The sequence below is a fragment of the Arthrobacter methylotrophus genome, assembly GCF_039539965.1.
Classification (GTDB): Bacteria; Actinomycetota; Actinomycetes; order Actinomycetales; family Micrococcaceae; genus Arthrobacter; species Arthrobacter methylotrophus.
Genome location: NZ_BAABED010000001.1, coordinates 3,547,427 through 3,573,877 on the forward strand (window position 1 = coordinate 3,547,427; position 26,451 = coordinate 3,573,877).

The 26,451-nt window shown below is 64.6% G+C and carries 26 protein-coding genes, 1 pseudogene and 2 riboswitches; of the genes and pseudogenes, 14 read left to right on the plus strand and 13 right to left on the minus strand.

Annotated features, from left to right (window positions below; all coding sequences use genetic code 11):
• Nucleotides 1-29: 29 nt before the first annotated feature.
• Entirely contained in the window at nucleotides 30-1,103 is a 1,074-nt protein-coding gene (locus ABD884_RS18350) for a lipid II:glycine glycyltransferase FemX (RefSeq protein ID WP_345049106.1), read from the minus strand.
• A gap of 219 nt (nucleotides 1,104-1,322) precedes the next feature.
• Here ABD884_RS18350 and ABD884_RS18355 point away from each other — a divergent pair, with 219 nt between their 5' ends.
• Nucleotides 1,323-1,502 carry a hypothetical protein gene (locus ABD884_RS18355; RefSeq protein ID WP_345049110.1) on the plus strand — a complete coding sequence of 60 codons (180 nt, stop codon included), beginning with the start codon at nucleotides 1,323-1,325 and terminating at the stop codon, nucleotides 1,500-1,502.
• Here the strand turns inward: ABD884_RS18355 and ABD884_RS18360 are convergent.
• From ABD884_RS18360 to ABD884_RS18385, 6 genes are all read right to left on the minus strand, one after another.
• The gene (locus ABD884_RS18360; RefSeq protein WP_345049115.1) at nucleotides 1,499-2,929 is read right to left on the minus strand and encodes an L-serine ammonia-lyase; all 1,431 of its coding nucleotides are present in this window, start codon (nucleotides 2,927-2,929) and stop codon (nucleotides 1,499-1,501) included. The two genes, ABD884_RS18355 and ABD884_RS18360, sit on opposite strands and share 4 nt — an antisense overlap.
• Nucleotides 2,930-3,034: 105 nt before the next feature.
• A complete protein-coding gene (gene glyA, locus ABD884_RS18365; protein ID WP_051423088.1) occupies nucleotides 3,035-4,372 on the minus strand; it encodes a serine hydroxymethyltransferase in 1,338 nt (445 codons plus the stop codon).
• Nucleotides 4,369-4,764: a glycine cleavage system protein GcvH gene (gene gcvH, locus ABD884_RS18370; protein ID WP_345049120.1), complete on the minus strand. Its 396-nt coding sequence runs from the start codon at nucleotides 4,762-4,764 to the stop codon at nucleotides 4,369-4,371. The genes glyA and gcvH overlap by 4 nt, the downstream gene beginning before the upstream one ends.
• Before the next feature lie 67 nt (nucleotides 4,765-4,831).
• Nucleotides 4,832-5,965: a glycine cleavage system aminomethyltransferase GcvT gene (gene gcvT, locus ABD884_RS18375; RefSeq protein ID WP_345049124.1), complete on the minus strand. Its 1,134-nt coding sequence runs from the start codon at nucleotides 5,963-5,965 to the stop codon at nucleotides 4,832-4,834.
• A 10-nt stretch (nucleotides 5,966-5,975) separates the two neighbouring features.
• The gene (gcvP, locus tag ABD884_RS18380; protein WP_345049130.1) at nucleotides 5,976-8,822 is read right to left on the minus strand and encodes an aminomethyl-transferring glycine dehydrogenase; all 2,847 of its coding nucleotides are present in this window, start codon (nucleotides 8,820-8,822) and stop codon (nucleotides 5,976-5,978) included.
• A 51-nt stretch (nucleotides 8,823-8,873) separates the two neighbouring features.
• Nucleotides 8,874-9,007, minus strand: a riboswitch (glycine riboswitch).
• A 1-nt stretch (nucleotide 9,008) separates the two neighbouring features.
• Nucleotides 9,009-9,106: riboswitch (glycine riboswitch) on the minus strand.
• Between the two features lie 202 nt (nucleotides 9,107-9,308).
• Nucleotides 9,309-9,857 (minus strand): TetR/AcrR family transcriptional regulator, encoded by a 549-nt coding sequence (locus tag ABD884_RS18385; RefSeq protein ID WP_345049133.1) that lies wholly within the window; start codon nucleotides 9,855-9,857, stop codon nucleotides 9,309-9,311.
• Between the two features lie 69 nt (nucleotides 9,858-9,926).
• Here ABD884_RS18385 and ABD884_RS18390 point away from each other — a divergent pair, with 69 nt between their 5' ends.
• Nucleotides 9,927-11,468 carry an MFS transporter gene (locus ABD884_RS18390; protein ID WP_345049137.1) on the plus strand — a complete coding sequence of 514 codons (1,542 nt, stop codon included), beginning with the start codon at nucleotides 9,927-9,929 and terminating at the stop codon, nucleotides 11,466-11,468.
• Between the two features lie 16 nt (nucleotides 11,469-11,484).
• Here ABD884_RS18390 and ABD884_RS18395 read toward each other — a convergent pair whose 3' ends face one another.
• From ABD884_RS18395 to ABD884_RS18405, 3 genes are all read right to left on the minus strand, one after another.
• Nucleotides 11,485-11,886, minus strand: a complete 402-nt coding sequence (locus tag ABD884_RS18395) for a VOC family protein (protein ID WP_345049142.1) — start codon at nucleotides 11,884-11,886, stop codon at nucleotides 11,485-11,487.
• 10 nt (nucleotides 11,887-11,896) lie between these two features.
• Complete coding sequence (locus tag ABD884_RS18400) at nucleotides 11,897-12,355, minus strand: helix-turn-helix transcriptional regulator (protein ID WP_345049147.1); 459 nt, start codon at nucleotides 12,353-12,355, stop codon at nucleotides 11,897-11,899.
• Nucleotides 12,356-12,457: 102 nt separating this feature from the next.
• On the minus strand, nucleotides 12,458-13,207 hold the full coding sequence (locus ABD884_RS18405) for an ABC transporter permease (protein WP_345049152.1): 750 nt from the start codon (nucleotides 13,205-13,207) through the stop codon (nucleotides 12,458-12,460).
• A 77-nt stretch (nucleotides 13,208-13,284) separates the two neighbouring features.
• Between ABD884_RS18405 and ABD884_RS18410 the strand changes: the two genes are divergently transcribed.
• From ABD884_RS18410 to ABD884_RS18465, 12 genes and pseudogenes are all read left to right on the plus strand, one after another.
• Nucleotides 13,285-13,635: an ArsR/SmtB family transcription factor gene (locus tag ABD884_RS18410; RefSeq protein ID WP_345049159.1), complete on the plus strand. Its 351-nt coding sequence runs from the start codon at nucleotides 13,285-13,287 to the stop codon at nucleotides 13,633-13,635.
• A complete protein-coding gene (locus ABD884_RS18415; protein WP_345049163.1) occupies nucleotides 13,632-14,345 on the plus strand; it encodes an aquaporin in 714 nt (237 codons plus the stop codon). The genes ABD884_RS18410 and ABD884_RS18415 overlap by 4 nt, the downstream gene beginning before the upstream one ends.
• On the plus strand, nucleotides 14,342-14,761 hold the full coding sequence (locus ABD884_RS18420; protein WP_345049167.1) for an arsenate reductase ArsC: 420 nt from the start codon (nucleotides 14,342-14,344) through the stop codon (nucleotides 14,759-14,761). Before ABD884_RS18415 ends, ABD884_RS18420 begins: the two co-directional genes overlap by 4 nt.
• Nucleotides 14,762-14,818: 57 nt before the next feature.
• Nucleotides 14,819-16,195, plus strand: coding sequence for an FAD-dependent oxidoreductase (locus tag ABD884_RS18425; RefSeq protein WP_345055050.1), 1,377 nt, complete (start codon nucleotides 14,819-14,821; stop codon nucleotides 16,193-16,195).
• A gap of 55 nt (nucleotides 16,196-16,250) precedes the next feature.
• Nucleotides 16,251-16,673, plus strand: coding sequence for an arsenate-mycothiol transferase ArsC (locus tag ABD884_RS18430; RefSeq protein ID WP_345049171.1), 423 nt, complete (start codon nucleotides 16,251-16,253; stop codon nucleotides 16,671-16,673).
• A gap of 15 nt (nucleotides 16,674-16,688) precedes the next feature.
• Entirely contained in the window at nucleotides 16,689-17,222 is a 534-nt protein-coding gene (locus ABD884_RS18435; protein ID WP_345049175.1) for a DinB family protein, read from the plus strand.
• A 158-nt stretch (nucleotides 17,223-17,380) separates the two neighbouring features.
• Complete coding sequence (locus tag ABD884_RS18440) at nucleotides 17,381-18,445, plus strand: iron ABC transporter substrate-binding protein (protein ID WP_345049179.1); 1,065 nt, start codon at nucleotides 17,381-17,383, stop codon at nucleotides 18,443-18,445.
• Between the two features lie 4 nt (nucleotides 18,446-18,449).
• A complete protein-coding gene (locus ABD884_RS18445; protein WP_345049187.1) occupies nucleotides 18,450-20,060 on the plus strand; it encodes an ABC transporter permease in 1,611 nt (536 codons plus the stop codon).
• On the plus strand, nucleotides 20,057-21,211 hold the full coding sequence (locus ABD884_RS18450) for an ABC transporter ATP-binding protein (protein ID WP_345049193.1): 1,155 nt from the start codon (nucleotides 20,057-20,059) through the stop codon (nucleotides 21,209-21,211). The genes ABD884_RS18445 and ABD884_RS18450 overlap by 4 nt, the downstream gene beginning before the upstream one ends.
• Nucleotides 21,212-21,464: 253 nt before the next feature.
• A pseudogene (locus tag ABD884_RS18455) lies at nucleotides 21,465-21,798 on the plus strand (patatin-like phospholipase family protein); the annotation flags it as partial.
• A gap of 43 nt (nucleotides 21,799-21,841) precedes the next feature.
• A complete protein-coding gene (locus ABD884_RS18460; RefSeq protein WP_345049196.1) occupies nucleotides 21,842-22,414 on the plus strand; it encodes an MOSC domain-containing protein in 573 nt (190 codons plus the stop codon).
• 215 nt (nucleotides 22,415-22,629) lie between these two features.
• Nucleotides 22,630-24,117 (plus strand): HNH endonuclease, encoded by a 1,488-nt coding sequence (locus ABD884_RS18465; protein ID WP_345049202.1) that lies wholly within the window; start codon nucleotides 22,630-22,632, stop codon nucleotides 24,115-24,117.
• 11 nt (nucleotides 24,118-24,128) lie between these two features.
• Here ABD884_RS18465 and ABD884_RS18470 read toward each other — a convergent pair whose 3' ends face one another.
• The 3 genes from ABD884_RS18470 to ABD884_RS18480 are packed head-to-tail and all read right to left on the minus strand — an operon-like array spanning nucleotide 24,129 to nucleotide 26,450.
• Entirely contained in the window at nucleotides 24,129-25,124 is a 996-nt protein-coding gene (locus ABD884_RS18470; protein ID WP_345049205.1) for a sensor histidine kinase, read from the minus strand.
• Complete coding sequence (locus ABD884_RS18475; RefSeq protein WP_345049208.1) at nucleotides 25,117-25,791, minus strand: response regulator transcription factor; 675 nt, start codon at nucleotides 25,789-25,791, stop codon at nucleotides 25,117-25,119. Before ABD884_RS18475 ends, ABD884_RS18470 begins: the two co-directional genes overlap by 8 nt.
• A 5-nt stretch (nucleotides 25,792-25,796) precedes the next feature.
• Complete coding sequence (locus tag ABD884_RS18480) at nucleotides 25,797-26,450, minus strand: DedA family protein (RefSeq protein ID WP_345049210.1); 654 nt, start codon at nucleotides 26,448-26,450, stop codon at nucleotides 25,797-25,799.
• Nucleotide 26,451: the final 1 nt, after the last annotated feature.

A 26,451-nucleotide genomic window follows, 5' to 3' on the forward strand; every position in this document is an offset into this window, starting at 1 on the left:
TTTCACCGGCCGTAGATCGCGCGGCGATTCTAGTAGAACTGCTGGCCCGTCCGGCGGGTGTAGATCTGCCGGGCGATGCGTTCTCCAGCGGCGGTCCAGAGCTTGTATTTCAGGGGGCTGATGACCTGGTCGTAGCAGCCCACGAAGTCGGTGACGGTCTTGCTGAAGCTGGTCTTGAACAGACCGAGGCCGTGGAACGGGTGCGTGGTGTCCTTGAGCCGGTCCGCTGGCGGAGTGCCGCAGAAATCGTACTCCGTGCAGCCCAGCTCCTTGACTTGGTTGATGGCCGTCCACTGGACCAAGTGCGAATCGCCGTACTGTGAGCGCTTCTGCAGCGATCCGCCGTCCTTGTACGTGCCCTTTCGGCCGTAGTTGATGACGAAGGCCCCCACCGAAGGAACACCGTTTTCGAAGACAAACAGGAGCCGGCCCTGGCCACGGTCCATGAAATTGGTCCAGAACTGGCGGTAGTACCCGAACTCGCGGACCCGTACTTGGGACTTCGCCTCGACGGTGTTGGTCATGAGGGCATACATGGAGCGGAAGTTCTCTTCCGTGGGTTCCATGGTGTGGACCTCGACGCCTTCGCGGATGGCCCTCCGGACGGCGTTGCGGCCGCGGGAATGGAGGTTACGCAGAAGCTGGTTCTCCTCCGGAGAAATGTCCAACAAGGCGGTGGAGTCGTTCGGCTGCAGGTTGGGAGTCTTGACCACTCCGGTGTACTCGATCGCGTCCCGCGATTCCGGGCTGAGGACGATGTCCGGTTCGATCTTGACGGCGAACACCCCGAGCCTGTCCCGCTTCACGAATTCCGCGTTGGCCCTGATGATCCCCGGGATGTCCTCGACGCCGGCAACGTCCGGGCCCTTGATCAGGTACCAGAGCTTGCCGAGCAGCGGAAAGGACTTCTCCAGGACCAGGTTGTAGCTGCTGTAGTCCGGGGTTTCATAAACGAGGTGCAGGGGCTTCCAGCCGAAGTGCTGCTTGACGTCTGCGAACGCCTCGGATTGGAGGAGGTTGCCTCCGTTGGGATTGGCCGTGACGTATTTGTCCCAGTGTTCGATTTCTTCGGCGGTGGCAAAGCGTGCGGTAAATTCTCGCAAGGGGGCCGTGTCCAATCAGTTGCGTACGTGAGGCAGCAGGCACCGGTGTGCGGCGCAGGCGTTTCAGTCTCAAGTCTATCGGCCTCCCAAGATAGCTACGGCCTGTTCCGCCCGGGGCCCCGGAACCCTCCGGTTCACAGCCAGGGCAAAGGTTCCCCAAAGTGCACAACTATTCCGGCGGCGGAGAGTGGTTATAACCCGCTGAACAAGGAGGACCCGATGATCGTCTACCGCCCCATTCCACCGCTCTCCGCAAGCCGCAGCAACAGCTTGTGGTCGGTATTCGCAGCCATGGCATCGGCAGCATTGTTGGGCCCCGCTTGGCCGTCCGGTGCCCGACGCGCCAAACATAGTGCGCGACGCGCCGAACATCAAGAGGCCGGCGGGCTACTCCCCTAGCATTCGACGACGTTGACGGCAAGGCCGCCCATGGCGGTTTCCTTGTATTTGGAGGACATGTCCTTGCCCGTTTCGCGCATGGTCACGATAACCTCGTCCAGGGACACACGGTGGGTGCCGTCACCCCAGAGCGCCATCTTCGCGGCGTTGATGGCCTTCGCCGCGGCGATCGCGTTTCGTTCGATGCAAGGGATCTGCACGAGCCCGCCGATCGGATCGCAGGTCAGGCCCAGATTGTGTTCCATCGCTATCTCGGCCGCGTTCTCCACTTGTCCCGGGGAACCGCCCATGACTTCGGCCAAGCCCGCGGCGGCCATCGAGGACGCCGAGCCGACCTCGCCTTGGCAGCCGACTTCGGCACCGGAGATCGAGGCTTGCTCCTTGTAGAGCACCCCGACGGCGCCCGCGGCGAGCAGGAACTTCACGATCGTCTCGTCGCGGTCCTGCTGCGTGGCTTTGTCCATGCCGGGGGCGAAGTGCAGGGCGTAGTACAGCACTGCGGGGATGATCCCGGCGGCACCGTTCGTGGGGGCGGTGACCACGCGGCCGCCCGAGGCGTTTTCCTCGTTCACGGCCAGGGCGATCAGGTTCACCCATTCCTGCCAGTACTTCGGGTCCCGATAGTCGGGGTCCTGGTCCTTGGTTTCCTTCAGGAGCCGTTCGTGCCAGTCAGGAGCCCGACGGCGAACCTTGAGTCCGCCGGGCAGCACCCCTTCGCGCTTCAGCGACGTTTCGACGCAGGCCACCATGACGGAGTAGATGTGCAGCAGTCCTTCGCGGATGTCCTCTTCGCTCCGGGAGGCCCGTTCGTTGATGAACATGATGTCCGAAATGCCGAGTCCCTTGGAGGAGCACCGGCCCATGAGTTCGGCGGCGGTGCGGAAGGGCAGCGGGAGTTCCTTCTTGGACTCCTCCAGTTCCTTCTGGGCTGCGTCTTCCTCGCCCTCGCGGACGATGAACCCACCGCCCACGGAGAAGAACGTTGCTTCATGCAGCACTTCGCCGTCGGCGTCGGAAACGGAAAACTTCATTCCGTTCGTATGCCGGGGCAGGACCGTGAGGGGGTGGAGGATCATGTCCGACTCCCCATACGGCAGGGCCACCCCGGATTCTGGATCGACTGCGCCGCCAAGGTTCAGGGTCCCGGTTTCGGCGATCGAGACGAGGCGTTCCTCCACTTCCTCGGGCAGGATCTGCTCCGGATGGAAACCCTCCAGACCCAACAGCACCGCAGTCATCGTGCCGTGGCCGCGGCCCGTGGCGGCCAGGGAACCGTACAGATCAACGCGCAGGGAAGCAACCCGCTCCAAGGCACCGGAATCCTTGAGTTCGCCCGCGAAGACAGCGGCAGCACGCATCGGCCCCACGGTATGCGAACTCGAAGGACCAATCCCGATAGAGAAAAGATCGAAGACGCCAACAGCCATGTTGGTTCCTAACTAGATAATTGGGGGCGGCGGGTGTAGTGACCAAAAGCCCGAAGGCCGTTGGATCCGGCAGGCGCGCCGGATCCAACGGGCCAAAGGAGAACCTCAGCTAAGGTTCGCAACACCCGGGTAGAGCGGGTGCGCGGCGGCGAGGGCCTCCACGCGGTGACGCAAACCGGAAAGGTCGGCATCGGCGTCGGCGATCAGTGCCTCGGCAATGATGTCCGCAACCTCGCGGAACGCTGCTTCACCGAAGCCGCGCGTGGCCAGCGCCGGGGTGCCGATCCGCAGACCGGACGTCACCATCGGCGGACGCGGGTCGAACGGAACCGCGTTGCGGTTGACGGTGATATCGATCGCGGCGAGGCGGTCTTCGGCCTGCTGACCGTCGAGTTCGCAGTTGCGCAGATCCACGAGCACCAGGTGCACGTCCGTGCCGCCGGAAATCACGGAAATCCCCTTCGCAGTGACGTCGGGCTGGACCAGGCGCTCGGCCAGGATCCGGGCACCAGCCAGAACACGCTCCTGGCGTTCCTTGAACTCCGGCGAGGCGGCGATCTTGAAGGCCACTGCCTTGCCGGCAATCACGTGCTCCAACGGACCACCCTGCTGGCCGGGGAAGACCGCGGAGTTGATCTTCTTGGCGATGTCGGCGTCGTTGGAGAGGATGATGCCGCCGCGCGGACCGGCGAGGGTCTTGTGCGTCGTGGACGTCGTGACGTGTGCGTGCGGGACCGGGGACGGGTGCAGACCAGCGGCGACGAGGCCGGCGAAGTGCGCCATGTCCACCATCAGATAAGCGCCCACGAGGTCCGCGATCCGGCGGAACTCGGCGAAATCCAGCTGACGCGCATATGCCGACCAGCCAGCGACGATCAGCGCCGGCTTGTGCTCCAGCGCCAGTCGCTCCACTTCCGCCATGTCGATCCGGTGGTCCTCTTCGCGGACCTGGTACGGGACAACGTTGTACAAGCGGCCGGAGAAGTTGATCCGCATGCCGTGGGTAAGGTGTCCACCGTGTGCCAGGTTCAGGCCCATGATGGTGTCGCCCGGCTTGATGAGCGCGTGCATGACCGAAGCGTTCGCCTGGGCACCGGAGTGCGGCTGCACGTTCGCGTACTCGGCACCAAACAGCGCCTTCACACGGTCGATTGCGAGCTGCTCGATGACGTCCACGTGCTCGCAGCCACCGTAGTAGCGCTTGCCCGGGTAGCCTTCGGCATACTTGTTGGTCAGGACCGAACCCTGCGCCTGCATGACGGCCACGGCGGTGTGGTTCTCCGAGGCGATCATTTCAAGGCCTGAACGTTGACGGTTCAGTTCGTCGTCGATCTTCGCCGCGATCTCCGGATCCAGCTCGGACAACAGCGCGTCAAGGCTCGGCGAAACAACTTGCTCGAACACGGCGTTCTCGGTGCCGGCGGCCCCGGTTACGGCGCTCACAGCTCGCCACCGTTCTTCGCAGCGTATTCCTCCGCCGAAAGCAGCGGACCGTCGGACTCGGCGGCCACCTTGAAGAGCCAACCCGCACCGTAGGGATCGTTATTGATCAGTGCGGGATCGTCGACGACGGCGGAGTTCACTTCGGTGATCTCGCCCGTCACCGGGGAGTACAGGTCCGAAACGGACTTGGTGGACTCAACCTCGCCGCAGGTCTCCCCAGCGGTCACAGCAGCGCCGACCTCGGGCAAGTCAACGTACACGATGTCGCCGAGGGCATCAGTGGCCACGGCGGAGATACCGACAGAGACAATGTTCGATCCGGCGTCGCCGGAGTCGCGGGCAACCCACTCGTGCTCGTCGGAATACTGCAGTTCAGGTGCAACTTTTGCCATGTGTTTTTTCCTTTACGTTATGAAGCTCTGGGTCTAAATCAAGCGTGATCGGCCTAGCGGATTGGAGCTACTTGGCCCGCTTGTAGAACGGCAATGCCACGACTTCGAAGGGTTCTGCCTTGCCGCGGAGGTCAACGTCAACCGGCGTGCCGAGTTCGGCGTGTTCGACGTCGACATATGCCAGTGCCACGGGGTGTCCGAGGGTGGGGCTGGGCTGACCGGAGGTGACTTCGCCGACCACCACGCCGTCCTTGAGGACCGGGTAGTGGCTGCGACCGGCGCGTCGGCCCAGGCCCTTGAGGCCAACCAGCTTACGGCCGCTCGTGGAACCTGCCCCCTGAGCCTTCAAAGCTTCCAGGGCGGCACGGCCCACGAAGTCGCTTTCCTTGGCGAGCGAGACTACTGGACCCAGTCCTGCCGAGAAGGGGTTGCCTTCGCGGGAGAGCTCATTGCCGTAGAGCGGCATGCCGGCTTCGAGGCGCAGCGAGTCACGCGAAGCCAGACCTGCGGGGATCAGCTCGCCGTCCTCGGCAACGGCTGCGATGGCCTGCCACAGAGCCGCGGCGGCGTCGTTGTCCACGAAGATTTCGAAGCCGTCCTCGCCCGTGTAGCCGGTGCGGGCAAGCAGCAGTTCCGTAGTGTTCCCGGCAAAGGTGAACGGCACCTCGACGGCGGCGTAGTACTTGAGCTCGGTGACGACGGAGTGCTGTTCGGCTGGCACCAAGCGGAGGAGGATCTCTTCCGCTTTGGGGCCCTGGACGGCGATCAGCGAGGTTGCCGCGGAGGCGTCCTCGACGACGACGTCGAAGTTGGCGGCCCGTTCGGCGAGGGCTGCGGCAACCACAGGGGCGTTGCCGGCGTTCGGCACCACCAGGAACTTAGTCTCCCCGCGGCGGTAGGTGATGAGGTCGTCGATGATGCCGCCGTCTTCCTGGCAGATCAGCGAGTACTTGGCTTTGCCCACTGACATGGCGGAGATCTTGCCCACCAGGGCGTAGTCCAGGAACGCGGCGGCTTCGGGGCCCGTGACCCAGACTTCGCCCATGTGGGACAGGTCGAACAACCCGGCGGACTGGCGGACGGCGTGGTGCTCTGCCAGCTCGGAGGAGTACTTCAGGGGCATTTGCCAGCCACCGAAATCGGTGAAGGAAGCGCCGAGCTTCTTGTGCTCTTCGTAGAGCGCAGTGTAGTTCTCAGTCATCACGAAATCCTTAGTCTTCAAACTCGGAAAGGGGAGGGCAGGAGCAGACCAGGTGACGGTCGCCTGCGGCGCCGTCAATGCGGCCCACGGGCGGGAAATACTTGTCCTGCTTGAGGTGGTGGACCGGGAACACTGCCTGCTCACGCGAGTATTCACGGTTCCAGTCAGAGCTCACGACGGCGGCCGCGGTGTGCGGCGCGTGGCGCAGCGGGCTGTTTTCCACCGTGAAGTCCCCGTGGGCAACCTGGTCGATTTCCTTGCGGATGGCAATCATGGCCTCGATGAAGCGGTCGATCTCGCCGAGGTCCTCCGACTCGGTGGGCTCCACCATGAGGGTGCCTGCCACCGGGAACGCCAGGGTGGGGGCATGGAAACCGTAATCGATGAGGCGCTTGGCCACGTCTTCCGCGGTGACGCCGGTCTTGGCCGTCAGTTCGCGCAGGTCCAGGATGCACTCGTGGGCCACGAGTCCGCCTTCACCCGTGTAGAGAACGGGGAAGTACTCGTTGAGGCGGGAGGCGATGTAGTTCGCGGCGAGCAGCGCGGACTTTGTGGCCTCAGTGAGGCCTTCGCCGCCCATGAGCTTCACGTACGCCCAAGAGATCGGCAGGACACCGGCCGAACCGAACCGCGAAGCCGAGATCGGGACGCCGTTGCCCTCGGCCCAAGCCGCTGCGTTACCGGGCATGAACGGCGCCAGGTGTGCCTTGGCCGCGACCGGGCCAACGCCCGGTCCGCCGCCGCCGTGGGGGATGCAGAACGTCTTGTGCAGGTTCAGGTGGGACACGTCGCCGCCGAACTTGCCCGGCTGGGCCAGGCCCACCAGGGCGTTCAGGTTGGCGCCGTCGATGTACACCTGGCCGCCGGCCGCGTGCACGGAGTCGCAGACCTCGCGCACGTCGGCGTCGTACACGCCGTGGGTGGACGGGTAGGTGATCATGATGGCCGAGAGGACGTCCTTGTGGGCCTCGATCTTGGCCTGCAGGTCCTCGTGGTCGATGGTGCCGTCAGCAGCGGTTGCCACCACCACCACCTTCATGCCGGCCAGCACTGCGGAAGCCGCGTTGGTGCCGTGGGCCGAGGCCGGGATGAGGCAGACGTTGCGCTGGTCATCGCCGCGCGAGCGGTGGTAGCCGCGAATCGCCAGAAGGCCCGCGAGTTCGCCTTGGGAACCGGCGTTGGGCTGGATGGAGACTTGGTCGTAGCCGGTGATCTCGGTCAGCTGGGACTCGAGGTCGGCGATCAGCTCACGCCAGCCTTCGGTCTGGGAGTCCGGAGCAAACGGGTGGATCGAGGCGAACTCCGGCCAGGAGATGGCTTCCATCTCGGCAGTGGCGTTCAGCTTCATGGTGCACGAACCCAACGGGATCATGGTGCGGTCCAGAGCGAGGTCGCGGTCCGAGAGCTTGCGGATGTAGCGCAGCAGCTGGGTTTCTGAACGGTGGGTGTTGAACACCGGGTGCTGCAGGTAATCGGAAGAACGTTCGACGGCGGCATCCAGGGCGAACCCCTCGCCGTCACTGGACACAGGGGCACCGAAGGCGGCGACAACGTCGGCGAGGATCGCCGTCGTCGTTGTTTCATCAACAGACACGCCGACCGTGTCGGCGTCGATACCGCGCAGGTTGATCCCCTTCGCTTCCGCAGAAGCGACGATCTCGGCAGCCTTGCCCGGGACCCGGACGGTGACGGTGTCGAAGAAGCTGCCGTGCAGAACCTCAAGGCCGGCGGCCTTCAAGGACGTGGCCAAGGTCCGAGCGTGGTTGTGGGCGGTTTCGGCGATCGCCTTCAGGCCGTCCGGGCCGTGGTAAACGGCGTACATCGAGGAGACGATGGCCAGCAGCGCCTGCGCGGTACAGATGTTGGACGTGGCCTTCTCGCGGCGGATGTGCTGCTCGCGGGTCTGCAGCGCCAGGCGATACGCGGGAGTCCCGGCGTCGTCCTTGGAAACTCCCACCAAGCGGCCCGGCATCGAGCGCTCGAGGCCCTTCTGGACGGCCATGTAGGCGGCGTGGGGGCCACCGAAGAACAGCGGAACGCCAAAGCGCTGGGTGGAACCGACGGCGATGTCGGCGCCCTGCTCGCCGGGAGGCGTGATCAGGGTGAGGGCCAGGAGGTCCGCGGCAACGGTGACGAGTGCGCCGCGTTCCTTGGCGGCGGCGATCACGGCGGAGTGGTCGAACACGCGGCCGGAAACGCCCGGCTGCTGGAGGACGATACCGTTGATGTCGCCGTCGGGCAGGCCTTGGGACAGATCGGCGATCTCGACCTCGAAGCCCAGCGCCTCGGCGCGGCCCTTGACGATGGCGATGGTCTGCGGGAGGCAGTCGGCGTCGAGGACGGTCTTGCCTGCGGCCGCGTTCTTGTTCTTGTTGGCCCTGCGCATCATGAGGACTGCCTCGGCGACGGCGGTGGCTTCGTCCAGCAAGGAGGCGTTGGCGATGGGCAGGCCCACGAGGTCCTGGACCATGGTCTGGAAGTTCAGCAGCGCCTCGAGGCGGCCCTGGGAAATCTCCGGCTGGTAGGGCGTGTAAGCCGTGTACCACGCTGGGGATTCGAGGACGTTCCGGCGGATCACCGGCGGAGTGACGGTGTCGTAGTAGCCCTGGCCGATCATCTGCACGGCCGTCTTGTTCTTGGCCGCCAGCTTGCGCAGTTCAGCGAGGACTTCGACCTCGCTGAGGGCGTCCTGGAGCCTTAGGGCGACGTCCTGGCGGATGTCGTTGGGAACCGCGGTGTCAACGAGCGAATCGACACTGTGGTATCCAACAGACTTGAGCATGACGTCAATGTCGGCTTGGCGCCGGGCGCCGATATGCCGGTCAACGAATGTGGTGGAGGTTGAACTAACCGTCACGAAGGAACTCCATTACTAAGGCGGCGTGGGTACGCCACAGCTAATCGGGTTCCTCCCCGCTCTGTATTGGACCTGAGAGTTTCCGCAAATCCGCGCTTTCGCACTGCTTCGCTTGCACCGTCGGTGAGCACAGCGCCGTCGGGTGTCACGGACACCGGTGGACAGCGTGCTGCTTTCCAGAGTTGCCTTGCCGCGGCGGTGCGTGGGCCTGAGAGATTCCTGGGGAGGATTTGCTCCTACGGCGCCTGCATCACATGCCTGCAGGACTCTCCCGCCGCAGATCAAAGGCGTATTCAGTTGTGTGAAATGACTGTGTGAATCGACCGTGGCTGCCGGTGACGACTGCCACAACTACCAATTGTCCTATGGACTGCCCGTGTCCGCAAATAATGTCATCGTCGTCGCCCGGCTTTCCCAACTAGCTCGCAGTTGTTGTCGCTTTGAGGGCTCAAAACGACGTTAACTGCGAGCTAGTTGGGCCGGCGCTTAGTTTCGGAGGCGTTCGACGGCGGCAAGCAGCGCACCGACGTCGGTGTTCCTCGCGCTGGCCTTGACTTCCGCATCGCCAGCGCCGCCTTCAAGCATCGCATTGAAGTAGAGCCCATCACCCATATATCGGACCGCCTTGGCCATCTCGGGGCCCACTTCCTCGGCGAGCACATCCAGCCATTGTTGCTGGATCCCGGCGAAGCGCCTGCGGGTTTCTTGATGCGCCACCTCCGCGAGCCGTGTGGCTGCCACAAACACCCGGTCCAAGGGGGTGTCCGCCCAAAGGGAGGACTTGATGAAGAACGCGGCCGCACCTTCGGGAGCTGCCTTCATTGCCTCGATGTCCTGTGCTGCCAGCCTGTCCATGCGTTCCAGCAAGGAGCTGATCATGGCTTCCTTGTTGGGGAAATGGTAGAGCAAGCCGCCTTTGGAGACTCCTGCGCGTTTGGCGACGGCGTCAAGGGTGGCAGCTCGCTCCCCCACCTCGATCAGCAGTGCTTCAAAGGCATCCAGGACAGCGTCCCGGGCAATAGGTTTTCGCGGCATGGTGTCCATCATCCCTCAGTTGGATACAGTAGATTGAAACTATACCGTCCAGACGGTATAGTAACGTTCATGTTCAGCCCGTCCACAACCCAGTACCCACGCATCCCCTCGACCCAGTCCGCCCCCTGGCGCGATTGGGCTGCCTTGACACTCCTGATGTTCCCCGTGCTGCTGGTGGCTGTGGACAATACCGCGCTCACATTTGCCCTGCCGGCAATCGCACGGACACTGGAGGTCGGCGGCGTGCAGTTGCTGTGGATCGTCGACGTCTATGCGCTGGTGCTGGCTGCGTTACTCGTGTCCATGGGCAACCTGGGAGACCGGATCGGCCGCCGCCGATTGCTGATGATCGGCAGCACTGGCTTCGCGGCCGTTTCCGCAGCCACCGCTTTCGCACCGTCAGCCGAATGGCTCATCGCCGGACGCGCTGGCATGGCGATCTTCGGAGCCATGCTCATGCCGTCCACGCTTTCCCTGATCCGCAACATCTTCCCGGACCCTAACCGCCGCCGTCTTGCCGTCGCGATATGGGCCGCGGGATTCTCCGGCGGCGCAGCGCTCGGGCCGATCTTCGGCGGCTGGCTCGTGGAGCACTTCTGGTGGGGAGCCGTCTTCCTGGTAGCCGTGCCCCTGCTACTGCCCCTGCTCGCCTTCGGCCCGGCTTTCATCCCCGAGTCCAAGGATCGCAATCCGGGCAAGCCGGACATCGCCAGCATTGTGCTATCCGTCCTGACCATGGCGCCCGTGGTCTATGGCGTCAAAGAGTTCGCAACGCACGGATTCGGGCCGGGACCTGCAACCTACATGGCGTTCGGCGTGGCTATGGGAATCGCTTTTGTCCGCAGGCAGCGCTCTTTGGCTTCTCCCATGCTGGACGTGAAGCTTTTCCGGAACAAGGTGTTCAGCACGGCGATCACCGCCAACGTCCTGTCCCTGTTCTCCATGACCGGCTTCATCTACTTCTTCGCACAGCATCTGCAGCTCGTCGAAGGCCAGTCCCCCATGCAGGCTGGAATCGCGATGCTTCCGGCGCTGCTGGCCACCATCGTGGCGGGCCTGGCGGTGGTTCCGCTGGTCAAGCGGATCCGTCCGGGAGTGGTCGTGGCGGCCGGACTCACCCTCAGTGCCGCGGGATACCTCGTGGCTGCCGTGGGCAACCACGGCCAGGGGCCCGGGTACCTCCTGACGGCACTCCTCCTGCTCGCCTTGGGGGTTGGCTCGGCGGAGACCATTTCCAATGACCTCATCCTGGGTGCTGTTCCCGCCGACAAGGCCGGAGCGGCATCGGCGATCTCCGAGACAGGATACGAACTCGGCTCGCTACTGGGCACAGCCGTGCTCGGCTCCATACTGACGGCGTCCTATCAGCACCACCTGCTGCTTCCCGTCGAATTGTCCGGGCATGCCGCGGAACGTTCCCGGGAGACGCTCGCAGGAGCCATGGACACCGCAGCCGCCCTGCCGCAGCCACTGGCAGGGACCCTGACCGCCGCCGCCCGGGCCGCCTTTGAATCGGGCGTCCACATCACAGCGGCGATCGGGCTGGTACTGATGGCGGGAGCGGCACTCCTTGCCGCCGTCGTACTTCGCCGCGTGCCGACCGCGCGCTGAGCGGTGTTCGGGTCGCCTACGCCTGCGAAATCCGCACCATGTTGCCCGAAGGATCACGGAAGGCGCAGTCGCGGGGACCCCACGGCTGGTCGATGGGCTCCTGCATGACCTCAGCGCCGGACGCCCGGACCTTTTCAAAGAGGGTATCGACGTCGTCGGAGCGGAAGACGATCGGCCCCAGGACGCCCTTGGTGACAAGCTCCTGGAGGGAATCGCCGTCGGCCTTGGAGCGGCCCGCGTGCGGTTCGGAAAGAACGATCTCAACCCGCGGCTGATCCGTGCTGCCGAGCGTCACCCACCGGAAGCCACCTTGGGCGACGTCGTTGAGCACCTCGAGGCCGAGAGCGTCCCGATAGAAGGTGAGCGCTTCGTCCGGGTCGTTGACAGTGATGTGTGAGTACTGCAGTGAAATAGTCATGGCAATGACGTTAGTCCGCGGACACGGCGAGCGCTTCTTGAATCCTGCTCGCTTCTTTCCGGGCAGCTTGCTCGTTGCGGCGGGGCCTCGTGCGGATCTTCGCGACGCAAGCGGGCATGGCGGCCACGGCGAGGTGCTCCCGGGAACGGTAGATACTGGGGGTCACTCCCACCAGCTCGGTGAAACGCGAACTGAAGGAGCCAAGGGACGTACAGCCGACCTCCATGCACGCGTCGGTCACGCTCATTCCGCCGCGGAGGAGCGCCATCGCGCGCTCGATCCGGCGGGTCATGAGGTAGTTGTAGGGAGTCTCCCCATAAGCGGCCCGGAACTGCCGCGAGAAATGTGCCGGCGACATAAAGGCATGGCTCGCCATGGTGGGTACGTCGAGGGGTTTTGCGTACTCGCGGTCGATCAGGTCACGGGCCCGCCGCAAGTCGGTGAGCCTGGCAAGGTCCTCCGGGGTCATGCCACGAGCGTACCTCGGCCCGCTGGGCTTTTCCACGGAGCTTACGGGCCACGGAGCTTGTTGCCCGCGTTAGCTTGCGGCAGATCTGCGTCTCTCCGGCCGTTAGTGCAGGGGCGCCGGCCGCACGCGCACGGGAGCCAGAATTCCGATGATCATGATGGCCGTCATGGAACCGGCCGCCATGATCGCCGCGAGCACCACGATCTGGAAGCGTCCCGCTTCGAGCGGAGAGACACCGCCGAAGATTGCGCCGACGAACGCCCCCGGCAAGGTGACAAGTCCCGTCGTCTTGGTTTGATCGGTGGAGGGGATGAGCGCCGAATAGACCGTGCGCCGGGCGAGATCGAGTGTTGCCTGGCGTGGAGTCGCACCGAGCGCGAGCCAGCCTTCCACCTCCTCCCAATGCTCGTCCACCGACTCTTTGAAACGCCTGCCGGCAAGGACAGCGATGGTCATTCCGTTGCCGATCACGATCCCGCCGATCGCGAGCGCGTAGCGGGGGGTGAACGCGATGGCCCCCGTAGCGAAAATGACGGCGAGGGTTATTGCGATGCCGGCGGCCATCGAGCCGCTGACGAGGCCCAAGTGGGGCATGCTCCAGCCGATGCGGCGGGTGGCAACCATCGCGGCCACTGCAAACATGACGAGAAGTGCGACGGCGACCCATAGCGGGCTGGAGATCACTCCCCCGAGAATGAAACTGATGGCGGCGAGCTGGACGGCTCCGCGGAGGATAGCCAGGGCAGGTGCGAAGGGGTGCGGGGTCTTGAACGCCAAGAGTAGCGTCAACGTGGCTGCCATCAGGATGCCGACGCCAAGGAAAGTCGGCAGGAATTCGGCGAAACCGGGCATGGAGCCAGCTTAGCGACTGCCGCAAGACACTTGGCCTTGCGGTTAATATCGACAAGTGTAAATATATACAGGTGTCTATGTCATTGGAGTTAACGCCCGTCCAAGCGATTGCGTGTTGTTCGCCCCTTTCGAGGGTGCCGTTGTCCGAATCGGAAGCGGACGGGATCGTGCCCCTGCTGAAGGCGTTGGGCGATCCGGTGCGGTTGCGGCTGATGTCCTTGGTAGCGTCCCACGCCGGCGGCGAAGCCTGCGTGTGCGACCTCAACGACGCCTTTGAGCTTTCGCAGCCGACCATCAGCCACCACCTGAAGGTCCTGCACGAGGCAGGTCTGCTGGATCGGGAAAAGCGCGGCGTGTGGGTCTACTACCGTGCGCGCACCGATGCGTTGGAGAACCTTGCCGCACTCATCGGGGGAAAGAGCCTGTGAGCGTTCTCCAGCGGCGGGCCCTGGCGGAGTTCGTCGGCACCGCCTTTCTGGTCATGGCCGCGGTCGGCTCCGGCGTGATGGCCTCGCGCCTGTCCCCGAACGACGTCGGACTGCAGCTCCTGCAGAGCAGCATCGCCACGGGCGCCGCACTCGTGGCGCTGATCCTGGCCCTGCAGCCGGTCTCGGCATCCTTCAATCCGATAGTCACTTTGGTCGAGCGTTTCCTGGGGATGGTGGACACACGCACCGCCATGGGACTGATCGTCGCCCAATTCGCCGGGGGCCTGGCTGGAGCAATACTCGCCAACCTCATGTTCGGTCTCGACGCCGTAACCCTGTCCTCGCACGAACGCGCCGGAACAGGGCTGTGGCTTGGCGAGATCATCGCGACCGCGGGACTGCTCCTGATCATCTTCGGCACCCTCCGCTCCGGCCGGACCGAGCGGGTGGCATTCGCCGTCGGCGGCTACATCACGGCGGCCTACTGGTTCACCAGCTCCACTAGTTTCGCCAACCCCGCCGTGACGGTGGCCCGGACCATCACCGACACCGTCGCCGGCATCGCCCCCGCCTCGGCGCCGGCGTTCATCCTCGCCCAGCTGCTGGGCGGCGCCGCCGGGTTCTTCCTGATCCGCGCCCTCTACCCAGCCGTTCCTGCCTTAACTGCGCCCGCTGCCGCGGATGCGGCTGATCGAAAGGTCCTCTCATGAGCACTGAAACCGCCAAGAAACCGTCCGTTCTCTTCGTCTGCGTGCACAACGCAGGCCGGTCCCAGATGGCCGCCGCGTTCCTCACCACCCTGGCCCAAGGGCGGATCGAGGTCCGCTCCGCCGGGTCCCAGCCCGCTGACCAAGTCAACCCTGCCGCCGTCGAAGCCATGGCCGAGCTGGGCATCGACATGTCCACCGAAATTCCCAAGGTCCTCACCACTGAGGCCGTGAAGGAATCCGACGTCGTCATCACCATGGGCTGCGGCGACGAGTGCCCCTATTTCCCAGGCAAACGCTACGAAGATTGGGTTCTCGAGGACCCTGCCGGCCAGGGAATAGAAGCCGTGCGTCCCATCCGGGACGAGATCAAGTCACGCATTGAGGGCCTGATCGAATCCCTCACCCCCGCCACGTAACGCTATCGCCAGGCACCTCGTATGAACCGCAGAGCCACGGATGCAACAGGGGACATCATGGATTCGACAAAGAAACTGCCCGTTGCCGTGATCGGTGCCGGGCCGATAGGCCTGGCCGCCGCCGCGCACCTCTTGGAGCGCGGACTGGAACCGGTGATCTTCGAAGCGGGCCCAACCGCGGGTGCGGCGATCGAGCAGTGGCGCCACATCCGCCTTTTCTCGCCGTGGCGATTCAACCTCGACGCCGCGGCCGTCCGCCTGCTTGAGGCTTCCGGCTGGGAGACCCCGCGCCTGACCGCGCTGCCCTATGGTGGGGAACTCATCGAGAAGTATCTGACCCCCTTGGCCGCCCTCCCCGCTATCACTTCCCGTCTCCAGACGGGAGCCCGCGTTGTCGCGGTCACCCGTGCGGGCATGGACAAAACACATGTCCGCGACCGCGACACGACCCCTTTCACCGTCCGGGTCCACCACGGAGGCGGGGAAGTGCGAGACCACGCCGTGGCAGCCGTGATCGATGCCTCCGGCACGTGGTCCACCCGCAATCCGCTTGGCACCTCGGGACTGCCAGCCATCGGCGAGAACGCGTCCGCTGACCGGATTTCTTCGCCCCTTCCCGACGTCACCGGACGGGACCGCGCAGCGTTTGCCGGCCGCCGGATCCTGGTAGTCGGAGCCGGGCACTCCGCGGCGAACACCCTGATCAACCTCACGGATCTGGCCAAGGATGCACCCGGAACCAGGATCCTGTGGGCCATCCGCGGAGCATCGGCGGAAAAGGTCTATGGCGGCGGCGACGCCGATGGCCTGCCCGCCCGCGGGCAGCTCGGATCCCGGCTCCGCCGCCTGGTCAACGCCGGAGCCATCGAACTGCACACCGGCTACAACATCGCTGCCCTGAATACCCTCGACACCCAGGTGAGCGTTGAGGCCGTCGACGGGCGCAGCCTGGAAGCCGACATCATCATCCCTTGCACCGGATTCCGCCCCGAGCTGGAGATCCTGCGCGAACTCCGCCTCAACCTGGACCCCGCCGTCGAAGCACCGCTCGAATTGGGTCCACTCATCGACCCCGAGTTCCACTCCTGTGGCACCGTCCCGCCTCATGGGGCCAAGCTGCTGGCCCACCCGGAGAAGGATTTCTACATCGTGGGCATGAAGTCCTACGGCCGGGCCCCGACCTTCCTCCTGGCCACGGGCTACGAACAAGTACGTTCCGTCGCCGCCGCGCTGGCCGGTGACCAGGCCGCAGCCGACACCGTCCACCTTGAACTGCCCGAAACCGGGGTCTGTTCCACGGACGGCGGCAGCAGCTGCGACGTTCCCTCCCCGGGCAAGGCAGCATCGGAGGACACCGGCTGCTGCGCAGCACCCGAGCCGGTCCTCATCGGCTTCCCCACCGGGCTTTCGCACGGACGCACCGGTGGACTCTGACCCCCACCCGCCGCCGGGTGCTGGGAACGTCCAAACACGAGGAAGAATCGTAGGCATGACTGACATCAGCAAGGTACCCAGCGTCCTTTTCGTCTGCAGCAAGAACGGCGGCAAGTCCCAGCTCGCCGCCGGGCTCATGCGGGATCTGGCCGGAGAGGCCGTCGCGATCTACTCCGCCGGAACCACGCCCGGAAAAGGTTTGAACCCGGAGTCCGTGGAGTCCCTGAACGAGCTCGGCATCGACATCACAGGCGAGCACCCCAAACCCCTCACAGACGAGGTGCTCGAGGCCGTCGACGTCGTTGTTGTCCTGGGCACCGAAGCCAAACTCGAACACCACGGCACGGCGCGCTTTGAAACCTGGGAGACCGACGAGCCCTCTACACGCGGAATCGAAGGCCTGGAACGCATGCGCCTGGTCCGGGACGACATCCAGGCCCGCGTCCAAAAGCTCTACGCTGAACTCGCGGAAAAGTAGACGCCCGAGGAGACCATGGAACCGTTCCGGGAGCAGACCGTGACCGACTACAGCCGTGCCACGCGGGAGCTGAAGGGTTGGCTGGAGAATGCCACCACCTCGGATCTGCAGCGCAAGAGCAATGGGACCCGCTGGACCAACGAGGAGCTGCTTTTCCACATGGTCTTCGGATACATGATCGTCCGGACCCTACTCCCTTTGGTTCGGGTCGTCAGCAGCCTGCCCCCATCGTGGAGGAGGGCATTCGCTGCCGGACTAGACATGGCCACCGGCCCGTTCGACGTCGTTAATTACTGGGGATCGCGGGCCGCCGCGATGGTCTACAACCGGCACCGGATGAGCCGGAAGCTCGAAAAGACGGTCACGGCCCTTACCCGTCGGCTCCAACATGAAAGCCCGGCTTCCCTGGCCATGTCCATGCCCTTCCCCACGCGATGGGATCCCTTCTTCACCGCCGATATGGCACTCTCGGACATCTATAGCTACGCCACGCTGCATTTCGATTTCCACGCCAAGCAATTGAGCCTCGGCCTATCAGGACCCGAGTAAGCAATTAGGTCATGTAAATCTTACGTAATGTATGTGATTCGTGTCACGATCACGCTTTCTGGATGGAAATTTAGGTATGGCTAACCTAAAGTTTCAAGCTGTGAGCCCGCACTTCCTTCCCCCGGGCTCCCTTGGATTTGCTCGCAGAAAGTAGCCTCATGAAGATTCGCGCACATGCGCTGGCTGGCATCGCACTCGCCGCCACAGCTGCCCTGAGCTTGGCCGCTTGCGGCGACGGCACAGCCTCCCCCGCAACCACCGGCACCGCTTCCGCCGACGCTGCCACCAAGGTGGCTGGCGAAATCACCGTCTACAACGCCCAGCACGACACCCTGACCAAGGAATGGGTGGACGCGTTCACCAAGGAGACCGGCGTCAAGGTCACCATCCGTCAAGGTTCAGACAGCGAGCTCTCCAACCAGATCATCCAGGAAGGCGCGGCATCCCCGGCCGACGTCTTCCTCACGGAGAACTCCCCCGCCATGGCCCAGGTTGAGAACGCCGGCCTCTTCGCCGACATCGACAAGGCCACCGTGGCCCAGGTCCCGGCAGAATACCGTCCCTCCACCAACAAGTGGACCGGCATCGCCGCCCGCTCCACTGTCCTGGTTTATGACAAGACCAAGATCAGCGACGACAAGCTGCCCAAGTCCATGCTGGATCTGGCCAAGCCGGAGTGGAAGGGTCGCTGGGCAGCTTCGCCGTCCGGCGCCGACTTCCAAGCCATTGTTGCCGCCCTCCTCGAACAAAAGGGTGAGGCAGCCACCACCGAATGGCTCAAGGGCATGAAGGACAACTCCAAGGCGTACAAAGGCAACAGCACCGCCATGAAGGCAGTCAACGCAGGCGAAGTCGACGCCGCGCTGATCTACCACTACTACTACTACGGCGACCAGGCCAAGACCGGCGAGAACTCCAGCAAGGTCACCCCGTACTTCTTCAAGAACCAGGACCCTGGCGCCTTTCTGTCCGTATCCGGCGGCGGCGTGCTGAAATCCTCCAAGAACGCTGCAGCCGCGCAGGCCTTCATCAAGTTCATCACCGGCAAGCAGGGCCAGGAAGTCCTCAAGAACGGAACCTCCTTCGAGTACGCGATCGCTTCCAGCGTGGACTCGAACGCTAAACTCGTTCCCATCAAGGATCTGCAAGCTCCCACCGTGGATCCGGCAAAACTGAACTCCTCAAAGGTCACCGACCTGATGACCAAGGCAGGACTGCTGTAATTCTGTGACCACTGATCTAACGGCTCCCATTTCTCCGGATATCCCGGAGGCTTCGGAGAGCACGACGACGGCGGGTAGGGGCAAGCGCCCCCGCCCGCCTTTCGGCGTTTCTGCAATATCCATCCTCGCGGTGCTGATCGCCCTGTTTTCGCTCATCCCGCTGGCCTACGTCGCTTACATGACGGCGGCGACCGGTTGGGACACCGCCGTCGCGCTCATCGTCAGGCCGCGGGTCGGCGAGCTACTCCTGAACACCGTCATGCTCGTGGTCTTCACGGTGCCCATATGCCTGGTGTTGGGAGTTGGCGGCGCGTGGCTCGTCGAACGCACCAGGCTGAGGGGCCACCGCTGGTGGGCCGTGGCCTTGGCTGCCCCCCTTGCCATCCCGGCGTTCGTCAACAGTTACGCGTGGGTGTCCGCAGTCCCCTCCCTTGAGGGCATCTGGTCCGGCGTGCTGATAGCTACGCTGTCCTACTTCCCGCTTGTCTACATTCCTGCTGCGGCAACGCTGGGGCGTCTCGACCCCGCCATTGAACAGTCCGCGGCATCCCTTGGATTGGGTCCGTGGGCCGTCTTCTTCCGCGTTGTCCTGCCGCAACTCCGGATCGCGATGACAGGCGGCGGGCTCTTGGTGTCCCTCCACTTGCTGGCAGAGTACGGGGCGTTCGCGATGATCCGATTCGACACGTTCACCACGGCGATCATGACCCAGTTCCAGTCCACGTTCAACGGCACCGCCGGCAATATGTTGGCAAGCGTCTTGGTGTTCTTCTGCCTCATCCTGCTCCTGGTGGAAGTCAGGAGCCGCGGCACCGCGCGCTACGCCCGGGTCGGTTCAGGCGCCCAGGCCAGGTCGATCAGGCTCCCGCTGCGCCACTTCCAGCTTCCCTCCCAGCTCGCCCTGCTGGCCCTCACCGTCTTGGCTTTCGGCTTGCCGGTCTGGTTCGTCCTGCGCTGGGTGTTGGCGGGAGGTGCCCGGGTCTGGGCGGCCGACGAGTTCCTTCCGGCGCTCCTCCAGACCCTCGCCTATGGCACCGTAGGCGCCGCGGCGACAATCGTCGTCGGATTCCCGATGGCGTATCTGGCCGTGCGGCACCCCAGCTGGTTCAGCAAGATGCTGGAGCTCTCAAACTACATCACCAGTTCCCTGCCTGGAATCGTGGTGGGCCTCGCCTTCGTGACCGTGAGCATCCGGATGGTTCCGGGCGTTTACCAAACGTCCGGGGTCCTGATTGCTGCCTATGTGCTGCTGTTCCTGCCACGGGCCCTGGTCAACATCCGCTCCGGGTTGGCCCAGGCCCCCAAAGAACTCGACGAAGCGGCACAGTCGCTCGGCAAGGCACCGCTCGTCTCCTTCCTCAAGGTAACCCTGCGCCTCACGGCTCCGGCCGCTGCCGGCGGAGCCGCACTGGTCTTCCTCGCCATTGTCAATGAACTGACGGCGACCCTGCTGCTATCCCCCAACGGCACGCACACCTTGGCCACTGAATTCTGGAGCAAGAGCAGCGAGATCGATTACGCGGGAGCGGCACCCTACGCCTTGCTCATGATCCTGTTGTCTGCCCCCATGACGTACCTGCTTTTCCAACAGTCCAAGAAAGTAGCCGGACAGTGACCGAACAATCCCCCTCAAGACTCCCGGCACCCCGCGTCGCGGCTTCGGTGGCGCCTACTACCAACACGCACCTGGACATCTCCGAAGTCACCAAGAATTTCGGCCCCCAGGCAGTGCTGAAGGGTGTCAACCTGTCCGTGGCCAAGGGCGGAACCACCGCCATCGTAGGACCTTCCGGATCCGGCAAGACCACCCTTCTGCGCCTGATCGCAGGTTTTGAACACCCCGACACCGGATCCATCAGCCTCAATGGCAGCAAGGTGGCCGGGGACGGCATTTGGGTACCGGCCCACAGGCGCCACGTTGGCTATGTCGCGCAGGACGGTGCGCTCTTCCCGCACCTCACGGTGGGACAGAACATCGCTTTCGGGCTGAACAGCTCAGCCCTCGACGGCGGCCGCCGCGCCGTGAAGGCCCGGGTCCAGGAGCTGCTGGAGATGGTGTCTCTGGACACCGACATGGCAAAGCGGCGCCCACACCAACTCTCTGGCGGACAGCAGCAGCGGGTCGCGCTTGCCCGTGCCCTGGCCCGCGAACCGGAGCTCATGCTGCTGGACGAACCGTTCTCCGCCCTCGACGCCGGCCTCCGGGTGGCCACCCGACGCGCCGTGGCAAGGGTGCTGAACGAAGCCGGCGTCACCACCATCTTGGTGACGCACGACCAGGCCGAGGCCCTCTCCTTCGCAGACCAGGTAGCGATCATGCGTGGCGGGAAGCTGGCTCAGATCGGCAACCCGTTCGTGGTGTACACGCGTCCGGCCGACCGGGCCACGGCAGAATTTCTCGGCGACGCCGTCATCCTGGACGCGTGGATGGAGGGCTCCCTGGCAACATGCTCGCTGGGCGGAATCCCCGTACGCCGTCCCCCGGCCCAAGGCCTGGTGCAATTGATGCTCCGCCCGGAACAGATCCGGATTGCCCCGGACGGTCCCATCCGCGGCGTGGTGGTTGACACCGACTATTTCGGGCCAGAGACCACCGTGCGGATCAAACTTGCTCCGCGCATTGCTGCCGAAGGCGCCACCCGAACCAATCCGGGAGGCGGCGAGATCATCACCATCCGCCACTGGAACGCTTCCATCACCAAGCCCGGCACGGAACTCTGCCTCCGCGTGGTGGGCGAGGGCGTGGCGTTCCCCATGGAGGACTAGGCAAGCGACATTAGCCAACGATGGCGCGCCACAACGCGGGCGTGCTAGCGTCGTGGCGATCGTGATCTATCGGCAGGAGGTGAGCCCCATGAACGCAGTATCCGCAATGGGTGCTCCCCTGCAGTCCACGGTCGCGCGACTGAAGTAGTCGCCACCGGGAGCGCCCCACAGGCAATTCGCGAAAAGGCGACTCCCATGAACACAACACCTTCTTCACCCTTACAATCCCGCGAGCGAGCGTTGGTCCTCGGTGGCCCGGACCGGTGAACGGGTCGCGTTCGAGCGCGACTGCGGTGTCGGCTTAGCGGACGCCATAGCCGCCAGCTCTTCCAGTGGCTTGCCTACGCTCGGGTCCTGGTGCTCTCACTCTTCGGTGGCAGATCATTGCAACCGGTGGAGTGGGGCACGCATCTGGCAACGCAGGTCGACGAACTCCGGGCACGCGGCAGCTTGGTCGAAACGATCTTCCCGGACAGCACATGTTCGGCGCCAATGCCATGGATCTGTCGCTGCGTCCGCCCGCGGCCCAGGCCGGTTACGAGCAAGGTAAGTCCCTTGCCGCGCAGCTCACCGGGTTCTGGGGCTGAGTGCCGCGGAGCTACTGATCCGGGACAGGCATAGCCTTGTGGCATGACTCCAAGCTACAGGTACGACGTGGAGATCCTGCATCTGCTCGTGTCATCCGGCCACGCCTATTTCGGCCGTGCCCGTGATGGTGCCGCCGAGGTGCGCACCACGGATGCCGATCAGGTCGACGTCGTCAACGGCAAGGGCATCGTCGGTGACCGGTTCTTCGGCAAGGCCGCGCATATGGATGCCGCAGTCACGCTGATGGCCGTCGAGTCCCTCGAAGCCATGGCCGCTGAGCTGGGCGCCGAGCCCTTTGACCCGCTCCTCACGCGCCGCAATGTGGTCCTCAGGGGAGCCCATCTAGCTCCCCTGCTGGGCGAAGAGTTCGTGTTGGAATCCCGTGGCGGCCTAGTGCGGTTACGGGGCGGACGCCCGGCCCACCCCTGCGCTTGGATGGACCAAGTCCTGGCTCCGGGCGCCCACGCCGCCATGCGCGGACGGGGCGGCGTGCGCTGCCAAGCGCTCTCGGATGGCATCCTGCATCGTGGCCCAGCTGTGCTAATTAGCCCGGTGCCGCTCGACCCCGACAAAGCCGGCGACGCCACCCGCCTCCGGGCTTCACGGCTGCCATAGCTCAGTTCATATGACTGCCGCGGTTCGGCTGCATGGCATGGAACACGTAGATCCCGACGCCGGCGCGGAGCGGCGCTGCCGACATCACGTACCGTGAGGGTGGGTTTTTTATGGCGTCGCCCGACACCAGAAAATTTCTGCCAATTTTCCGATTCTTTCGGCGGGCAGGTGTACTTCGAGCTAATAATGTCGTACCCCTTTGCGATGCTTTGGTTATGGCCGGGAACCGGGAAACACAGCTGATCGGATCGGGCGCGCCTTCCCGCGGCGCGGGTCCGGATTTTGCTGTCCCGCGGGTTCGGGTGCAGGATCTGATCGACTCGGTGAACTCGCTCCGGCCAGGCACCCTCGGCACCGAACTAGCCGGCGGCACCGAGCTTGCCGACCTAATAAACCAGTTGCGGGGCCTTGAAGACCTAAAGTCCGCGATCGCGTGCGCCCAGGCCCGGATCACCGTCGCGTTCGATGCCGCCCAGCGCAGCGCGGAGTCAGATCTGGGTGTCCCGGTCGCAGAACAGGGACGCGGCGTCGGAGCACAAATTGCCTTGGCCCGGCGGGAATCCCCGGCCCGCGGATCCCGGCTCCTGGGACTCGCGAAAGCCCTCGTGGCCGAAATGCCGCATACCCTGGCCGCACTGGACACCGGGCAGCTGAACGAGTGGCGCGCCACCCTGCTCGTGAAGGAAACAGCCTGCCTGGCCGCCGAAGACCGCTGCGCCGTGGACGAAGAGCTCGCCGCCGACACGGGAGTCTTTGACGGCGCCGGAGACAAGGCCATCATCACTGCGGCTAGGGCCGCGGCCTACCGGCGGGACCCGCGCTCCGTTACACAGCGCGCCAGCCACGCCGCCACCGAACGGCACGTCAGCCTGCGCCCGGCACCGGACACCATGACCTACCTGACCGCCCTGCTTCCCGTCGCCCAAGGCGTGGCCGTGCACGCGGCCCTGAGCCGGCACGCCGACACCCTCCGCCCGGCAGGGGACACTCGCAGCCGGGGCCAGATCATGACCGACGCCCTCGTCGAACGCACCACCGGCACCCCCGCGGGGATTTGCGGCGTCGAGGTCCAGCTCGTCATGACCGACCGCACCCTGTTCCAGGGCGACAGCGAGCCGGCCCGTCTGCCCGGCTACGGCATCGTCCCCGCCGGTTGGGCAAGGACAATGCTCGCCGGGAACCACCAAGCCGGGCATGACGGGGATCTGAAGCTCTGGCTCCGGCGTCTCTTTACCGCCCCCAGAAGCGGGGAGCTTGTCGGCATCGATTCCCGGGCACGCTTCTTCCCGGCCGGTTTGCGGCGCTTCATCCAAGCCCGCGACGACACCTGCCGGACACCCTACTGCGACGCGCCCATCCGGCACTTCGACCACATCGTCCCCCGGCACGGCGGAGGACCCACCAGCCTGAGCAACGGGGCGGGCTTGTGCGAAGCCTGCAACCACACCAAAGAACTCCCCGGCTGGACAGCACGAACCGGGACGGGAAGGGCACGGCATGTCATCGAATTCCGCACCCCCACCGGGCACCACTACGCATCAACAGCCCCGCCGTTGCCAGGGACTGAGCCTCCAAGAACTGGGCCACCGGGCACAGACCCGCCCATTATCGCGGCACTGCATTCCAGGCGCAGCCGACGTAAGCTCCGACACTACGTCAAAGCCCTTAAGTTTGCCCGCGTCACCGAACTGCAGGCCGCCTAAGTAAGCTGTGCCTAGCGAGGAGCCGCATCCTTCGCGGCGAGCGGCAGGGTGATCTTCATAACCGTTCCCCGCGGACCGCTGCGCTCAACTGCCACTGTGCCGCCCGCCCGGGTGACGATTTCACGCACGAGTGCCAAGCCGATTCCGAAGCTGCGCTGGCCGGGTGCGCCTTCCGGACCGTGGGTCCTCACGAAGCGGTCAAAGATCCGGGTCTGGTCCACTCCTTTGATACCGGCCCCCGAATCCGCGACAGTGACTACCGCCCGGTTCCCGAGCACCGCCGTCGTGATCCCCACGTGGCCCCCGGCCGGGGTGTGCGCCAACGCATTGTCGGCCAGGGCAAGGAGCGCGCGCCGGAAGCCATTGCCGTCAATGAGCGAGAACGGGCGGTCCCTTTCCGTCAAGGTGACGCGGACGTTCTTCTCCCCCGCGAGTTGTTGCAGGCTCTCGACGACGGCGCCCGCGACCTTGGCGAGATCGCTTGGCTCTGCGGCGGCATCCGGCGGCGAGCCGGTGGCTGCCACCAGCAACTCGTTGACGATACCGGTGAGGGTCGCAGTGTCATTGCGGATGCGGGCCAGTGCGAGCCCGGTTTTTGAGTCCGCGGCGGCATCGCGTTGGGCCAGCTGGACGCGTGCATCCAGGATGGCCAAGGGCGTGCGCAATTCGTGGCTGGCGTCCTGCACGAACCGTCGCTGCAATGCGAGCGCTTCTCCCAGCGGCCTGATGGCACTCCGCGCGCTGAGCCAGCCGATGGCACCGGCCAGAAAGATCCCGGCGATGCCGGCAATGATCATGGCCTTCAGGAGGTCCTTGGTATCCAGATACGCGTAGACGGACCCGGTTTCGCCCGGACCTGGCAGTGCTGGCTGCCGCGCCTGGTTGAAAAGGTAGATCGCGGCGGCCGCGAGAAGGCACAACACCAAAACCGTGCATGCCGCACTGATCCGCACTGCGATCTTCAGAGAGGCCTTGCGGAGGGTCGCCTGGTCCGGGTTCTCAGTCATGGGGATCTCCGATCTGGTAACCGAGCCCGTGGACCGTCCGGATCACGGCCTTGGAGATCTTGCGGCGCAAGTGGTGGACGTAGGTGTCGATCACGCCGGGCTGGTCCGTAGGGTGGAACAGGGCGTTGATGAGGTCTTCGCGGGTGAAGACCCGTTCCGGTGCGCTGGCCAGGGTCTCCAAGAGTCCGGCTTCCTTCGCCGTCAGTGTGACCACGGAACCATACACGGAGCGCATGGAGCGGGCACCGGCGTCGAGCTCCCAATCCCCGATTCCCAGGGTGCTGGTCGGCTGGGCATACGTCCGGGTGAGAGCGCGCAAGCGGGCGGCGAGTTCCAAGGCATCAAACGGTTTGGCCATGTAATCGTTGGCACCGGCGTCGAGGCCACGGATCTTCTCCTCGGTGGCCCCGAGTGCCGTGAGGATGAGGATGGGGGTAACGATTCCCTTGGCCCGAAGGGCCGTGATCAAGGCAATGCCGTCCATGACCGGCAGTCCACGGTCAACGACCATCGCATCCCACCTATGGGTCAAGGCGAGGTGGAGGCCGTCGCGCCCATTGGCAGCTAAGCGGACGTCGAAGTCCTGCTCAAGGAGTTCGGTGATGAGCGGGCCCAAGGCAGGGTCGTCTTCGACCAGAAGGATGGAAGGCCGCTCAGCTGTTGTCATGCTGTCTATTCTTCCCCGGCGTGCCCGTTCGTGGCGCCTGCTGTGACCTTGCGGCGCTTCTTGAGGAATTCGATTCCCCAAGGCAGAACGGAGATCAAAACCATGATGACTGCAATGGCGTCAATGTTGTTCGCGACGAACTGAAAGTGTCCCAACCAGGACCCGAGGAGTGTCACGGAGGTTCCCCACATGATGGCGCCGGCGATATTCCACAGTGTGAAGGACTTGTGGTCGTAGCGGGCGATGCCTGCGCTCAGCGGAGCGAAGGTCCGCACGATGGGCACGAAGCGGGCCAAGACAATCGCGGGCCCGCCGCGGCGCTTGAAGAATTCCTCGGCCGTGTCCAGGTGAGCGGTCTTCAAGACCCGGGCATCGTCCTTGAACCAGCGCCGTCCAAACTTGCGCCCGAGCATGTAGCCGATCTGGTCTCCAGCGATGGCAGCTGCCGATACCACCGCGATCAACACCGGCAGTTCAAGCTGCAGCTGCTGGTGAAGGAGCCCGGTAGTGAACAGCAAGGAATCACCAGGCAGGAAAGGGAAGAGGAGCCCGGATTCGATAAACACGATCAAAGCCACGATCCCCAGCGCCGCGGGGCCCAGGCCTTGCAGAATGGTGGTGGGATCAAGGAATGCCGGCATGGCGGAAAGTACGTGCATG